Raw genomic sequence first — 17,173 nt, 5'->3', positions numbered from 1 at the left:
GGCCTTCGCCTCGGGGGCGTCCCGCCACAGGCGCTTCGCGGTCAGGGCCATGAACACGCCCATGGACCCGTTGAGGTACAGCCAGGCGACGTGCAGGTGCTGCTTCGCGGTCCAGAACCACACCATCAGGGCCAGGTTGAGGACGTAGACGAGCGCCACCACGCCCAGCGCGGAGAGGATGCCCGCGCGCCGCTTGAAGATGAGCAGCGCGATGGTGAGCGGGTTGAGCACCGTGAAGAGCTCGTTCACGACGACGAACGGCATGGGCAGCGGATCCGCCGGATCATTCGCGAAGAGGCCGTACTTCGCCACGATGAGGATGTGGACCAGCGAGCCCACGGAGAAGCACACGAACCAGATGGTCAGGATGATGCGGCTGGGCCACGGAGAGCCGCCGCTGGATGTCTCGGATGTTTCAATGGTCATGACTTGTCCTCCAGGGCCTGGCGCAACAGCGTGGCCACGTGCCGCACGTACGGGTCCTGCATGAGTTGATGGTGTCCCCCAGGGACGTCCCTCACGTCCAGTCCCCCCCGGACGAAGGGCTCCCAGCCGCGGTGGCGGGGCACCCCGGAGGTGGGGTTCGCTTCAGCGGCCAGCAGCAGCGCCGGTCCGTCGTAGGGGCTGGGGACGTAGCGGTCCATGGCGCGCAGGTTGGCCTGGTAGACGCGGAACAGGGCGCGCAATTGCTCGCGGCCCGTCGCCTCCTCCAGGAGGCCGGCCTGGACGCCCACGGCGAGGAGCGTCCCCAGCATGGATTCGTCGTCCATGCGCTCCAGGGCCTCGTCGGACACGGGCAGGCTCAGCGCGAAGGCCTGGGCCACCGTCTGGGCGAAGGCGACGCGCGTGCTGGCGTCGGGGGCCTTCGTGGGGGCGTCACCGGAGGGGGCTCCGATGCCGGGGACGTAGGCGTCCACCAGCGCCAGCAGCCCCACGGCCTGGCCCTGCGCGCGCAGTTGGCGGGCCATCTCGAAGGCGATGACGCCGCCGAGCGACCAGCCCGCGAGGAGGTACGGCCCTTCCGGCTGCTCCGCGCGGATGGCGTCCGCGTACAGGGTGGCCATCTCCTCCACGGTCTCCACCACGGCATGGCCGGCCTGGAGGCCACGTGCCTGGATGCCGAAGACAGGCTGGTGGGGACCGAGGAGCCGCGCCAGCTCCGGGTACGCGAGCACGTTGCCGCCACCCGGATGGACGAGGAACAGGGGCCGGCGGCCCGCGTCGCCCTTCTCCAGCGGGACGAGCGGCGACCACGTCTCCGTCTCCGCGCGCAGCAGCTTCGCCAGCTCCTCCACGGTGGGATGCTGGAAGAGCGCGGCCAGGGGGACCTCGCGGCCCAGCTGTTCGCGCAGCGCGGCCATCAGGCGGACCGCGAGCAGCGAGTGGCCTCCCAGCGCGAAGAAGCTGGTGCGCACGCCGATGGGCTTCACGCCCAGGACCTCTTCCCACACCGCCACGAGCTGGGACTCCAGCGCGTCACGGGGTGCGACGAAGTGCTCGGACTGGGACGCGGTGACGTCCGGGTCTGGCAGGGCCTTGCGATCCACCTTGCCGTTGGCCGTGAGCGGCAGCGCGCCCAGCACCACCAGCGCCCCGGGCACCATGTACTCCGGCAGCCGTTGGCGCAGACTGGCCTTCAGGGCTTCTGCTTCGAGCGTCGCGCCGGCCTTCGGTGCCACGTATGCGACGAGGCGCTTCTCCGCACCCTCCCCCTTCGCCACCACCACGGCTTCCTTTACGGCCTCCTGCTGGCGCAGGGCTGCTTCGACTTCGCCCAATTCGATGCGGAAGCCGCGCACCTTCACCTGGAAGTCGATACGCCCCAGGTACTCCAGCACGCCGTCCGCGCGGAAACGCACGCGGTCTCCCGTGCGGTACATGCGGCTGCCTTCCGGACCGTAGACCTCTGGCAGGAACTTCTCCGCCGTGAGTTCCGGCCTCAGCAGGTAGCCGCGCGCCTGGCCTTCGCCCGCGAGGAACAGCTCTCCGGCCACGCCCACCGGCACCGGCTGGAGGTACTTGTCCAGCACGTATGCCCGCGTGTTCGTCAGCGGCCGGCCGATGTTCGGCACCTCATTCCGGCCGACCAGCGACCACGTTGAGTACGTCGTGTCTTCGGACGGGCCATAGAGGTTGTACAGCTTGCGCACCGTGGGGATGCCGTAGACGGCCTTCGCCAGCGTCTCCGGTAGGGCTTCGCCCGCGAGATTCACCACGCGAACCGACGGCGGCACGGCGTTCAAGCGCACCAGTTGCGCCATCGCCGAAGGCACCGTGTTGATGAGGGTGATGTCCGCTTCGGGCTTCTCCTCCACCAGGTGCAGGGCGTTGCGCACCACCACCACGCTGCCGCCCCTCACCAGCGGCGCGAAGAGTTCGAAGACGGAGAGGTCGAAGTTGAGGCTCGTCGCCGCGAGCACCGCCTTCGTCTCCTCCTCGGTGAAGGTCTCCGTTGCCCAGGCGAGGAAGGCCGCCGCGTTCCGGTGCGTGACCGCCACGCCCTTCGGGCGGCCCGTGCTTCCCGACGTGTAGATGAGGTACGCGACGTTTTCAGGACGGAGCCCTGTCTCCGGCGTCTCCTTCGGCTCCATGGCCAGCGTCGCGTCCGTGTCCAGGCATACGGCCTGCGCGCTGAAGGCGGGCAGCGACTCCAACAGGTGCGAGTGCGCCACCAGCGCCGGGCCTTGCGCGTCCTCCAGCAGCCAGCCCAGGCGCTCCTTCGGGTAGCTCGGATCCAACGGGACGTACGCGCCGCCAGCCTTGAGGATGCCCAGTGTCCCCACCACCACATCGGCGGTGCGCTCCACGCACAGACCGACTCGCGACTCCGGGCCGACGCCCAGCTTGCGCAACCGGTGCGCCAGTTGGTTCGCCCTCGCCTCCACCTCCCGGTACGTCAGCCGCTGCTTGCCGCTCACCACGGCGATGGCATCCGGGGTGCGCTTCGCCTGCGCATCAAAGAAGCGCGGAATCGTCGCGTCCCGGTCGTACTCCGCTTGCAGCTGGTTCCACGTCACCAGCACCTGCTGGCGCTCCTCAGGCGTGAGCAGGGGCAGCCGGCCTACCGACTCCTCTGGCTTCGCCACCACGCCTTCCAGCAACACGCGCAGGTGCTCCACCATCCGGTGCACCGTCGCGGCATCGAACAGGTCGGTGCTGTACTCCAGCGTTCCGCTCACGCCCTCCGCAGTCTCCACGAAGAAGACGCTCAGGTCGAACTTCGACGTTCCTCCCGCGAACTCCACGGGCTTGAGCGTCATGCCGGGCAGCCGGGCTTCACCGACGGGCACGTTCTGGAGCGCCAGGAGCGTCTGGAACAGCGGCGTGTGGCTGCGGCTGCGCTCGGGTTGCAGCGCCTCCACCAGCTTCTCGAAGGGCACCTCCTGGTGCTCCTGCGCCTCCAGGACCGTCTCGCGAACCTGCTGGAGCAGGCTCCGGAAGCCGGGGTCTCCGGACAGGTCCGTGCGCAGCACCAGCGTGTTGACGAAGAAGCCGATGAGTCCCTCCACCTCCGAGCGCGTGCGGCCCGCGATGGGTGAACCCACGCTGATGTCCTGCTGTCCGCTGTAGCGTGACAGCAGCACCTGCCATCCGGCCAGGAGCACCATGTACAACGAGGCCCCTTCGCGCTGCGCGAGGCTCTTGAGTCCCTGGACCAGCGATTGCGGCCAGAGGAAGCCATGGTTCGCTCCCGCGTTTCCGCGCACGGCGGGACGGGGACGGTCCGTGGGCAGCTCCAGCACCGGCGGCGCACCGGCGAGCTTCTGCTTCCAGTAATCCACCTCCCGCTGGAGCGTCGCGCCCTGCAACCAGCCGCGCTGCCACGCCGCGTAGTCCGCGTACTGCACCGGCAGCTCCGGCAGCGGCGAGGGCTGCCCCTGCACGAACGCCGCGTAGAGCGCACCCACTTCGCGGATCAACACGCCGAGCGACCACCCGTCCGACACGATGTGGTGCATCGTGACGACGAGCACGTGCTCGCGCGCGTCGAGCTTCAGCAGGCGGGCGCGGAGGAGCGGACCGTGTGCCAGCTCGAAGGGTCGCAGCACCTCCTGCTCCACGCGCTTCTGGAGCGCGGCGGTGTTCGACGTCAGGTCCTCCACCGCCACAGTGAAGACGCTATCGGGCGAGGGCCGTTGCTCCGGCTCGGGGTTGCCCGCGACGAACGTCGTGCGCAGGGCCTCATGACGGTGCACGACTTCACGAAGGGCCTGTTCCAGGACCGCCACGTCCAGGTCGCCTTCCAGGCGGACCGCGATGGGCACGTTGTAGAGCGCCGTGCCCGGCTCCAGTTGATCGATGAACCAGAGGCGCTGCTGCGCGAACGACAGCGGTAGCGGTGCGTCTCGTGACACGGGCACGAGGGCGGGTGCCTTCGCGCGTCCGGCCTTCTCCAGCTTGCGGGAGAGGGTTTCCACCGTGGGTGCTTCGAACAGCGCGCGTAGCGGCAGCTCCGCGCCCGTCTCCGCGCGCACCCGAGACACCACCTGCGTCGCCAGCAGTGAGTGACCGCCCAGCGCGAAGAAGTCGTCCTTCACGCCCACCTGGGGGACTCGCAGGACCTCCGCCCAGATGGATGCCAGCTTCGCTTCAGTCTCCGTGCGCGGTGCCACGTAGGTGCTTCCGGCCGTCGGTGCCTCCGGCTCCGGCAGGGCCTTGCGGTCCACCTTGCCATTGGAGTTGAGCGGCAGCGCCTCCAGCACCACCAGTGCCCCGGGCACCATGTACTCCGGCAACCGCTGACGCAGGCTGGCCTTCAGGGCCTCTGCTTCCAGCGTCGCTCCGGCCTTCGGTGCCACGTATGCGACAAGGCGCTTCTCCGCACCCTCCCCCTTCGCGACGACGACTGCGTCCTTCACGGCCTCCTGCTGGCGCAGCGCGGACTCCACTTCGCCCAGCTCGATGCGGAAGCCACGCACCTTCACCTGGAAGTCCACGCGGCCCAGGTACTCCAGCACGCCATCCGCGCGGTACCGCACCCGGTCTCCCGTGCGGTACATGCGGCTGCCTTCAGGCCCGTAGACCTCTGGCAGGAACTTCTCCGCCGTCAGTTCCGGCCTCAGCAGGTAGCCGCGCGCCTGGCCTTCGCCCGCGAGGAACAGCTCTCCGGCCACGCCTACCGGCACCGGCTGGAGGTACTTGTCCAGCACGTACGTCCGTGTGTTGGTGAGCGGCCGGCCGATGTTGGGCACCTCATTGCGGCCCACCAGCGACCACGTTGAGTACGTCGTGTCTTCCGACGGGCCGTAGAGGTTGTACAGCTTGCGCACCGTAGGGATGCCGTAGACGGCCTTCGCCAGCGTCTCCGGCAGGGCTTCGCCCGCGAGGTTGATGACCTGCACTGATGGCGGTACCGCCCCTAGGCGTACCAACTGCGCCATCGCCGAAGGCACCGTGTTGATGAGGGTGATGTCGGCATCTGGCTTCTCTTCCGCCAGGTGCAGGGCATTACGCACCACCACCACGCTGCCGCCTCTCACCAGCGGCGCGAACAACTCAAACACCGACAAGTCGAAGTTGAGGCTCGTCGCCGCGAGCACCGCCTTCGTCTCCTCCTCCGTGAACGTCTCCGTCGCCCATGCGAGGAAGGCCGCCGCGTTCCGGTGCGTCACCGCCACGCCCTTCGGGCGGCCCGTGCTTCCCGACGTGTAGATGAGGTACGCCACGTTCTCCGGACGCACTTCCGACGTCAGCGGGCAGCAGGACTCCTCCACCCACTCCTCCTCACGGTCCAGGCACACGGCCTGCGCGCTGAAGGCGGGCAGTGACTCCAAGAGGTGCGAGTGCGCCACCAGCGCCGGGCCCTGCGCGTCCTCCAGCAACCAGCCCAGTCGCTCCTTGGGGTAGCTCGGATCCAGCGGCACGTACGCGCCGCCTGCCTTCAGGATGCCCAGCGTTCCCACCACCACGTCGGCGGTGCGCTCCACGCACAAGCCCACTCGCGACTCAGGGCCTACGCCCAGCTTGCGCAACCGGTGCGCCAGCTGGTTCGCCCTCGCCTCCACCTCCCGGTACGTCAGCCGCTGCTTGCCGCTCACCACGGCCACCGCGTTCGGAGTGCGCTTCGCCTGCGCCTCGAAGAGCGCTGGAATCGTCGCGTCGCGGTCGTACTCCGCCTGCCGCTGATTCCACGTCACCAGCACCTGCTGGCGCTCCTCGGGCATGAGCAGGGGCAACCGGCCTACCGCCTCCTCCGGCTTCGCGACCACACCCTCCAACAGCACGCGCAGGTGCTCCACCATCCGGCGCACCGTCGACGCTTCGAACAGGTCGGTGCTGTACTCCACCGTTCCGCTCAGCCCGTCCGGCGTCTCCGAGAAGAAGAGGCTCAGGTCGAACTTCGACGTTCCTCCCGCGAACTCCACGGGCTTGAGCGTCATGCCGGGCAGCCGGGCTTCACCGACAGGCACGTTCTGGAGCGCCAGCAGCGTCTGGAACAACGGCGTGTGGCTGCGGCTGCGCTCGGGTTGCAGCGCCTCCACCAGCTTCTCGAAGGGCACCTCCTGGTGCTCCTGCGCCTCCAGGACCGTCTCGCGCACCTGCTGGAGCAGGCTGCGGAAGCCGGGGTCTCCGGACAGGTCCGTGCGCAGCACCAGCGTGTTGACGAAGAAGCCGATGAGTCCTTCCACCTCCGAGCGCGTGCGGCCCGCGATGGGTGAACCCACGCTGATGTCCTGCTGGCCGCTGTAGCGCGACAGCAGCACCTGCCACCCCGCCAGCAGCACCATGTACAGCGATGCGCCCTCATTCCGGGCCAGCGTGCTCAACCGCTGGGACAGCTCCAGCGGCAGCATGAAGCCCAGCGTCGTGCCGGCGTTGGTGCGCACCACCGGACGTGGGCGGTCCGTGGGCAGCTCCAGCACCGGCGGCGCCCCGGCGAGCTTCTGCTTCCAGTAATCCACCTCCTGCTGGAGCGTCGCGCCCTGCAACCAGCCTCGCTGCCAGGCCGCGTAGTCCGCGTACTGCACCGGCAGCTCCGGCAGCGGCGAGGGCTGCCCCTGCACGAACGCCGCGTAGAGCGTCCCCACTTCGCGGATCAACACCCCGAGCGACCATCCGTCCGACACGATGTGATGCATCGTGATGACGAGTACATGCTCGCGAGTATCGAGCTTCAGCAGGCGGGCGCGGAGGAGCGGTTCCCGCCTCAGGTCGAAGGGCTTCGCCATCTCCTCCAGCACCTGCTGCCGGGCTACGTTCTCCCGCTCAGCCCCGAAGGCCGACAGGTCCACGGTGTCCAACGGCATGTCCACGGACTCGTGGATGCGCTGAACAGGCTGGCCCTCCTCCTCCTCGAACGTCGTGCGCAGGGCTTCGTGACGGCGTACGAGCTCCCGCAGCGACTGTTCCAGGACCGCCACGTTCAGGTCGCCCTCCAGCCGTACCGCGATGGGCACGTTGTAGAGCGAGCTGCCCGGCTCCAGCAGATCGATAAACCACAGGCGCTGCTGCGCGAACGACAGCGGCAGCGGTGCATCCCGTGACACGGGCACGAGGGCGGGGGCCTTCGCGCGTCCGGCCTTCTCCAGCTTGCGGGAAAGGGTCTCCACCGTGGGTGCTTCGAACAGGGCACGCAGCGGCAGCTCCGCGCCCGTCTCCGCGCGCACCCGTGACACCACCTGCGTCGCCAGCAGCGAGTGGCCACCCAGCGCGAAGAAGTCGTCCTTCACGCCGACCTGGGGGACTCGCAGCACCTCCGCCCAGATGGTCGCCAGCTTCGCTTCGACTTCCGTGCGCGGGGCCACGTAGGTGCTTCCGGCCGTCGGTGCCTCCGGCTCCGGCAGGGCCTTGCGGTCCACCTTGCCGTTGGAGTTGAGCGGCAGGGCCTCCAGCACCACCAGCGCTCCGGGCACCATGTACTCCGGCAACCGCTGACGCAGGCTGGCCTTCAGGGCTTCTGCTTCCAGCGTCGTGCCGGCCTTCGGTGCCACGTATGCGATGAGGCGCTTCTCAGCGCCCTCCCCCTTCGCCACCACCACGGCTTCCTTCACGGCCTCTTGCTGGCGCAGCGCTGACTCCACTTCGCCCAGCTCGATGCGGAAGCCGCGCACCTTCACCTGGAAGTCGATACGCCCCAGGTACTCCAGCACGCCGTCCGCGCGGTACCGCACGCGGTCTCCCGTGCGGTACATGCGGCTGCCTTCCGGACCGTAGACCTCTGGCAGGAACTTCTCCGCCGTGAGCTCTGGCCTTAGCAGGTAGCCGCGCGCCTGCCCCTCGCCCGCGAGGTACAGTTCCCCCGCCACGCCCACCGGCACCGGCTGGAGGTACTTGTCCAGCACGTACGCCCGCGTGTTGGTGAGAGGCCGTCCGATGTTGGGCACCTCATTCCGGCCCACCAGCGACCACGTCGAGTACGTCGTGTCTTCCGACGGACCGTAGAGGTTGTAGAGCTTCTTCACCGTCGGCACCGCGTAGACGGCTTTGGCCAACGTCTCCGGCAGGGCTTCGCCCGCGAGGTTGATGACCTGCACGGACGGCGGCACCGCGTTCAGGCGTACCAACTGCGCCATCGCCGAAGGCACCGTGTTGATGAGGGTGATGTCCGCCTCGGGCTTCTCTTCCGCCAGGTGCAGGGCGTTGCGCACCACCACCACGCTGCCGCCTCTCACCAGCGGCGCGAACAACTCAAACACCGACAGGTCAAAGTTGAGGCTCGTCGCCGCGAGCACTGCCTTCGTCTCCTCCTCCGTGAACGTCTCCGTTGCCCACGCGAGGAAGGCCACTGCGTTCCGGTGCGTCACCGCCACGCCCTTCGGGCGCCCCGTACTTCCCGACGTGTAGATGAGGTACGCCACATTCTCCGGGCGCACTTCCGACATCGGCGGGCAGCAGGACTCTTCGGCCCACTCTTCCTCGCGGTCCAGGCACACGGCCTGCGCGCTGAAGGCGGGCAGTGACTCCAAGAGGTGCGAGTGCGCCACCAGCGCTGGGCCTTGCGCATCCTCCAGCAACCAGCCCAGGCGCTCCTTCGGGTAGCTCGGGTCCAACGGCACGTACGCGCCGCCTGCCTTCAGGATGCCCAGCGTTCCCACCACCACGTCGGCGGTGCGCTCCACGCACAAGCCCACTCGCGACTCAGGGCCTACGCCCAGCTTGCGCAACCGGTGCGCCAGCTGGTTCGCCCTCGCCTCCACCTCCCGGTACGTCAGCCGCTGCTTGCCGCTCACCACGGCCACCGCGTTCGGAGTGCGCTTCGCCTGCGCCTCGAAGAGCGCTGGAATCGTCGCGTCGCGGTCGTACTCCGCCTGCCGCTGATTCCACGTCACCAGCACCTGCTGGCGCTCCTCGGGCGTGAGCAGGGGCAACCGGCCTACCGCCTCCTCCGGCTTCGCGACCACACCCTCCAACAGCACGCGCAGGTGCTCCACCATCCGGCGCACCGTCGACGCTTCGAACAGGTCGGTGCTGTACTCCACTGCTCCGCTCAGCCCGTCCGGCGTCTCCGAGAAGAAGAGGCTCAGGTCGAACTTCGACGTGCGGCCCTCAAAGCTCACCGGCTTGAGCACCAGCCCAGGGAGATGGGACTCCTCGACGGGCACGTTCTGGAGCGACATCAACGACTGGAACAGCGGCGAGTGACTGAGGCTGCGCTCCGGCTGAAGCGCCTCCACCAGCTTCTCGAAGGGCACCTCCTGGTGCTCGTACGCGCCCAACACCCTCTCCCGCACCCGCGTGAGCAGCGCGCGGAAGGATGGGTCTCCATCCACCTGGGTGCGCAGCACGAGCGTGTTGACGAAGAAGCCAATCAGCCCCTCCACCTCCGAGCGCGTGCGACCCGCGATGGGCGAACCCACGCTGATGTCGTCCTGTCCCGAGTAGCGCGACAGCAGCACCTGCCACCCCGCCAGCAGCACCATGTACAGCGATGCGCCCTCATTCCGGGCCAGCGTGCTCAACCGCTGGGACAGCTCCAGCGGCAGCATGAAGCCCAGCGTCGTGCCGGCGTTGGTGCGCACCGCCGGACGCGGGCGGTCCGTGGGCAGCTCCAGCACCGGCGGCGCTCCGGCCAGCTGCTGCTTCCAGTAGTCTACCTCGCGCGCCAGGGTCTCATCCCGCAGCCAGTCGCGCTGCCAGGCCGCGTAGTCCGCGTACTGCACCGGCAGCGGCGGCAGTGCCAGGGCATGGCCGCTTGCCCGCGCGGTGTACAGCGCCCCCAGCTCGCGGAGCAGGACGCTCACGGACCAGCCGTCCGACACGATGTGATGCATCGAGATGACGAGCAGGTGGTCGCGCGCGTCCAGGCGCACCAGCAGCGCTCGCAGGACCGGCCCCCGCATCAGGTCAAAGGGCTTCGCCATCTCCTCCAGCACCCGCTGCCGGGCCACGTCCTCCCGCTCGGCCCCGGCGGCCGACAGGTCCACGGTGACCAATGGCACGTCCACGGACGCATGGATGCGCTGGACGGGCTGGCCCGCCTCCTCCTCGAACGTCGTGCGCAGGGCTTCGTGCCGCTGCACGACCTCCCGCAGCGACTGTTCCAGCGCCGAGGCGTTCAGGTCGCCCTCCAGCCGCACCACGGAGGGCACGTTGTAGAGCGAGCTGCCCGGCTCCAGCTGGTCGATGAACCACAGGCGCTGCTGCGCGAACGACAACGGCAGCGACACCGGACGAACCCCGGCGCTCAGCGTGGGCACGCCGGAGCGGCCCAACTGCTCGATGCGCTGTGCCAGCGCCTCCACGGTGGGGGCCTCGAACAGCAGGCGCAGCGGCAGCTCCACCCCCAGCGACGTGCGGAGGCGCGACACCACCTGAGTCGCCAGCAGCGAGTGGCCTCCCAGCGCGAAGAAGTTGTCCTTCACGCCCACGCGCTCCAGGCGCAGCACCTCCGCCCAGGCGGCCGCGAGCTTCGCCTCCGTCACGGTGCGCGGGGCCACGTAGGCATCGCCCCCTCGGGCGGCCTCCGGCTCCGGCAGCACCTTGCGGTCCACCTTGCCGTTCGCGTTGAGCGGCAGGGCGTCCAGCACCATCAGCACCGCGGGGACCATGTACTCCGGCATCCCCTGGCGCAGGCCCGTGCGCAGCGTGTCCACGTCCAGCGCGTGGCCGTCCTTCGCCACGACGTAGCCCACGAGCCGCTTGTCGGCGCCGTCGCCCCACACCCGCACCACGGCCTCGCTCACGCCCGGCTGCCGCGCGAGCGTGGCCTCGACCTCGCCCAGCTCGATGCGGAAACCACGCAGCTTCACCTGGAAGTCCAGGCGGCCGACGAACTCCAGCTGGCCGTCCACGCGCCAGCGCACCACGTCCCCCGTGCGGTAGAGACGGGCGCCCGGAGTGGAGGAGAATGCATCCGGGATGAAGCGTTCGGCGGTGAGGCCCGGACGCCCGGCGTACCCGCGCGCCACGCCCACGCCACCAATGTGCAGCTCACCGCGCACGCCCCTGGGCACCGGCTGCCCGTACGGATCGAGCACGTAGACGCGCACGTTCGCCAGCGGCTTGCCGATGGACGGCGCATCGCCATCCGCCGCCACCTCGCCCAGGGTGGCGATGACGGTGGCCTCCGTCGGGCCGTACGTATTGAGCAGGCGCCTTCCCGGAGCCCACCGCGCGACGACGTCCGCGGGCAGGGCGTCACCGCCGGAGATGACGGTGCGCACGTGGGGCAACCCGTCCGACGACGTGGCCGCCAGCGCCGCGGGGGTGAGGCTGACGACGCTCAACCCCTGCTCACGCAGCAGCACGGGCAGCGGTTCGCCCGGCATCAGCTTCTCCAGCGGCGCGAGCACCAGCGTCGCCCCGTTGCAGAGCGTGGTGAAGATCTCCTCCACGGACAGGTCGAAGCTGAGGCTGGCGAACTGCAACACGCGGCTGCCAGGGCCGATGCCGTACGCCACCGCTTCGTGGGTGACCAGGTTGGCCACACCGCGGTGCTCCACCGCCGTGCCCTTGGGCGTGCCCGTGCTGCCCGACGTGTACAGCAGATACGCCAGGTTCCCGGGTGTCACGCCCGTCACGGGAGCGTCCGCCGGCTCCTTCGCCAGCGACTCGCGCTCGGTGTCCAGGCAGAGCGCTCGGGCATGCAGCGCCTCCGGGAAGCGATCCACCAGCGGCTGCTGGGTGACGAGCACCTGCGCCGCGCTGTCCTCCAGCATGAAGGCCAGGCGCTCCCGGGGCAGCAGCGGATCCACGGGCACCCAGGCGCCACCGGCCTTCAGGATGCCGAGGAGGCCAATGACGATATCGAGGGAGCGCTCGACACCGAGGGCGACGCGGACCTCCGGGCCTACGCCACGACGGCGCAGGCCATGGGCGAGCTGGTTGGCGCGTGCATCCAACTGCGCGTACGTCAGCTGCGTCCCTTCGAAGACCGCGGCCACGGCGTCCGGCGCGCGACGGACCTGTGCCTCGAAGAGCGAATGCATGCACGCTTCGGGGAACGGCGCGCGCGTGGCGTTCCACTCCACCAGCATGTCGCGGCGCTCGGCGGCGGTCAGCAGGGGCAGGCGGGACACGCGCGTGTCCGGGCGCTCCACCCCTGCCTCGATCAGCGTGAGCAGGTGCGCGACCAGCCGCTGGATGGTGCCCGCGTCGAACAGTTCCGTGCTGTACTCCAACATGCCGGAGAGTCCGTTGGGGATCTCCATGAACGACACGCTGAGGTCGAACTTGGCGATGGGGTTCTCCACCTCCACCGGCAGCAGCGACAGGTCCGGCAGCCGCAGCTCGTTCATCGGCATGTTCTGGAGGGCCAGCATCGTCTGGAACAGCGGCGTGTGGCTGCGGCTGCGCTCGGGCTGGAGGACCTCCACCAGCTTCTCGAACGGGACCTCCTGGTGCTCGTACGCGTCCAGCACCGTTTCGCGCACCTGGGCGAGCAGCTGCCGGAAGGTCAGGGCGCCGTCCACGTTCGCGCGCAGCACGAGCGTGTTGACGAAGAAGCCGATGAGCCCCTCCAGCTCCGCGCGCATGCGGCCCGCGATGGGCGAGCCCACGCTGATGTCCTGCTGGCCGCTGTAGCGCGCCATCAGCACCTGCCAGGCCGCCAGCAGCACCATGTACAGCGACGCCCCCTCACGCTGGGCCAGGGCCTTGAGTTCCCCCGTCAGCGACCGGGAGAGGGTGAAGGCGTACGTCGCGCCCCCGATGCCCCGCTCGGGTGAACGCGGGCGGTCCGTGGGCAGCTCCAGCACCGGCGGCGCGCCGCCGAGCTTCCGCTTCCAGTAGTCCACCTGCCGCTCCAGGACCTCCCCCTGGAGCCGGTCGCGCTGCCAGGCGGCGTAGCGCGTGTACTGCACGGGCAACTCTGGCAGCGGTGACAGCTGCCCGGAGGAGAAGGCCGCGTAGAGCGCGCCCAGCTCGCGGATCAACACACCCAGCGACCAGCCATCCGACACGATGTGGTGCATCGTCACCACGAGGACGTGCTCACGCTCCTTGAGCGTGAACAGCCGGGTGCGGATCAACGGCCCTCGGCCCAGGTCGAAGGGACGGAGCATCTCCTGCTCCACCTGCCGGCGGGCCTCCTTCTGGCGGTGGGCTTCGTCAACGGAGCGCAGGTCCTCCCGGCCCAGCTCCAGCGACAGGGTGGGATGGATGACCTGGATGGCCTGACCGCCGCGCTCCTCGAAGGTGGTCCGCAGCGAGTCGTGCCGGCGCACGACCTCGTTCAGGGCCCGCTCCAGGGCCGCGACGTCCAGCGTTCCCACCAGCCGCACCGCCACGGGCACGTTGTAGAGCGCCGTCCCGGGATCCATCTGGTCGATGAACCACAGCCGCTGCTGCGCGAACGACAGCGGCGGGAGCGTGCCCATGAGCGAGTCGCCCAGCAGCGAGCTCTGGACGCGGCTCGCCGTCCCCATCCGTTGGGCCAGGGCCTCGAGGGTGGGCGCGTCGAAGAGCGCGCGCAGCGGCAGCTCCACGCCCGTCTCCGCCCGGATCCGCGACACCACCTGCGTCACCAGCAGCGAGTGGCCACCCAGCGCGAAGAAGTCGTCCTTCACGCCCACCTGGGGGATTCGCAACACCTCCGCCCAGATGGCCGCCAGCTTCGCTTCGACTTCCGTGCGCGGGGCCACGTAGGTGCTTCTGGCCGTCGGTGCCTCCGGCTCCGGCAGGGCCTTGCGGTCCACCTTGCCGTTGGCATTGAGCGGCAGCGCCTCCAGCACCACCACTGCTCCGGGCACCATGTACTCCGGCAATCGCTGACGCAGGCTGGCCTTCAGGGCCTCTGCCTCCAACGTCGCGCCGGCCTTCGGTGCCACGTATGCGACGAGGCGCTTCTCCGCACCCTCCCCCTTCGCCACCACCACGGCTTCCTTTACGGCCTCCTGCTGGCGCAGGGCTGCTTCGACTTCGCCCAGTTCGATGCGGAAGCCGCGCACCTTCACCTGGAAGTCGATACGCCCCAGGTACTCCAGCACGCCGTCCGCGCGGTACCGCACGCGGTCTCCCGTGCGGTACATGCGGCTGCCTTCCGGACCGTAGACCTCTGGCAGGAACTTCTCCGCCGTCAGTTCGGGCCTCAGCAGGTAACCGCGCGCCTGGCCTTCGCCCGCTAGGAACAGCTCTCCCGCCACGCCTACCGGCACCGGTTGGAGGTACTTGTCCAACACATACGCCCGCGTGTTGGTGAGCGGCCGGCCGATGTTGGGCACTTCATTCCGGCCCACCAGCGACCACGTTGAATACGTCGTGTCTTCCGACGGACCGTACAGGTTGTAGAGCTTCTTCACCGTGGGGATGCCGTAGACGGCCTTGGCCAGCGTCTCCGGCAGGGCTTCGCCCGCGAGGTTCACCACGCTCACCGACGGCGGCACCGCGCCCAGGCGAACCAGTTGCGCCATGGCCGAAGGCACCGTGTTGATGAGCGTCACCTCTGCTTCGGGCTTCTCTTCCGCCAGATGCAGCGCATTGCGCACCACCACCACGCTGCCTCCTCGCACCAGCGGCGCGAAGAGTTCGAAGACCGAGAGGTCGAAGTTCAGGCTCGTCGCCGCGAGCACTGCCTTCATCTCTTCCTCCGTGAACGTCTCCCTTGCCCAAGCGAGGAACGCCGCCGCGTTCCGGTGCGTCACCGCCACGCCCTTCGGGCGCCCCGTACTTCCTGACGTATAGATGAGGTACGCGACGTTTTCAGGACGGAGCCCTGTCTCTGGCGCCTCCTTCGGCTCCATGGCCAGCGTCGCGTCCGTGTCCAGGCACACGGCCTGCGCGCTGAAGGACGGCAACGACTCCAAGAGGTGCGAGTGCGCCACCAGTGCCGGGCCCTGCGCGTCCTCCAGCAACCAGCCCAGGCGCTCCTTCGGGTAGCTCGGGTCCAGCGGTACATAGGCGCCGCCGGCCTTGAGGATGCCCAGCGTTCCCACCACCACGTCGGCGGTGCGCTCCACGCACAGGCCCACTCGCGACTCCGGGCCCACTCCCAGCTTGCGCAACCGGTGCGCCAGCTGGTTCGCCCTTGCCTCCACCTCCCGGTACGTCAGCCGCTGCTTGCCGCTCACCACGGCCACCGCATTCGGGCTGCGCTTCGCCTGCGCCTCGAAGAGCGCCGGAATCGTCGCGTCGCGGTCGTACTCCGCCTGCTGCTGGTTCCACGTCACCAGCACCTGCTGGCGCTCCTCGGGCATGAGCAGGGACAGCCGGCCTACCGCCTCCTCCGGCTTCGCCACCACACCCTCCAACAGCACGCGCAGGTGCTCCACCATCCGATGCACCGTCGACGCTTCGAACAGGTCGGTGCTGTACTCCACCGTTCCGCTCAGCCCCTGCGGCGTCTCCACGAAGTAGACGCTCACGTCGAACTTGGACGTACGAAGCTCCAGGTCCACAGGCTTCATCGTCAGCCCGGGGAGCCGTGCCTCTCCGTCGGGCGTGTTCTGCAACGCCAGCATCGACTGGAAGAGCGGCGTGTGGCTGCGGCTGCGCTCCGGCTGAAGCGCCTCCACCAGCTTCTCGAAGGGCACCTCCTGGTGCTCGTAGGCCTCCAGCACCGTGCCCCTCACCTGCTTCAGCAACTCACGGAAGGACGCCTCTCCGTCCACATGGGCTCGCAGCACCAGCGTGTTGACGAAGAAGCCAATGAGCCCTTCCAGCTCCGCGCGCGTGCGGCCCGCGATGGGCGAACCCACGCTGATGTCGTCCTGTCCCGAATAGCGCGACAGCAGCGCCTGCCACCCGGCCAGCAGCACCATGTACAGCGAGGCACCCTCGCGCTGGGCCAGCTCCCGCAGCGATTGGGCCAGCGCGGGCGGCAGCAGGAAGGAGTGGACTGCTCCCGCATTGCCTCGCACCGCCGGACGCGGCCGATCCGTCGGCAGCTCCAGCACCGGCGGCGCGCCCGCGAGCTTCTTCCTCCAGAAGTCCACTTCCTTCTGGAGCGTGTCGCCCTGCAACCAGCCTCGCTGCCACGCCGCGTATCCCGCGTACTGCAGCGACAGCTCCGGCAGCGGTGACGGGCGGCCTTCCGCGAAGGCGGCGTACAGCGCTCCCACCTCACGGATCAGCACGCCCAGCGACCAGCCGTCGGACACGATGTGGTGCATCGTGACGAGCAGCACGTGCTCCGTGCTCCCCAGCCGCAGCAGGCTTGCGCGGATGAGCGGTCCCTGGCTCAGGTCGAAGGGCTCCGCCAGCTCTACTCCGAGCTGACGCCGGACCTCCTGCTCCCGCTGCTCGCTTCCGAGTGCCCGCAGGTCGCACTGCACCAACGCAAGACGTGGCTCGGCGTGGATGCGTTGCGCCGGTTGCCCTTCGTGCACCTCGAACGTGGTGCGCAGGGACTCATGACGACGCACGACTTCACGCAGGGCTCCTTCCAGGGCGGCCACATCCAGTTCGCCGTCCAGGCGCACCGCGACAGGGACGTTGTAGAGCGAGGTGCCCGGCTCCAGCTGATCGATGAACCACAGGCGCTGCTGCGCGAACGACAGAGGGGCGGGCCCACCGAGCGCAGTGGGATTCAGCGTCGTGTGCAGCTGGCGCGGTGCTGTTTTCAGCCGCTCGGCCAGGGTCTCCAGCACGGGGGCCTCGAAGAGGACTCGCAGCGCGAGCTCCACTCCCAGCTCCGCGCGGATCCGCGATACCACCTGCGTCGCCAGCAGCGAGTGTCCGCCCAGGGAGAAGAAGTTGTCCTTCACGCCCACCCGGGGCACTCGCAGGACCTCCTCCCAGATGGCCGCCAGCTTGCGCTCCGCCTCCGTGCGAGGTGGCTCGTAGGCCGTCCCTGATT

Annotated in this window: 2 protein-coding genes; both read right to left on the bottom strand. The window is 69.2% G+C overall.

Going from position 1 to position 17,173, the window contains the following annotated elements; genetic code table 11:
* Positions 1–426 (bottom strand): hypothetical protein (locus D7X55_RS19365; RefSeq protein WP_147470146.1); only part of this gene is annotated, 426 nt, incomplete at its 3' end.
* Positions 423–17,173 (bottom strand): non-ribosomal peptide synthetase (locus D7X55_RS19360; RefSeq protein ID WP_147470145.1); only part of this gene is annotated, 16,751 nt, incomplete at its 5' end. The genes D7X55_RS19360 and D7X55_RS19365, both read right to left, overlap by 4 nt.

The organism is Corallococcus sp. AB049A (genome assembly GCF_003668885.1).
In the GTDB taxonomy this organism is placed as follows: Bacteria; Myxococcota; Myxococcia; order Myxococcales; family Myxococcaceae; genus Corallococcus; species Corallococcus interemptor.
This window is presented reverse-complemented; position numbering and strand designations above follow the sequence as displayed.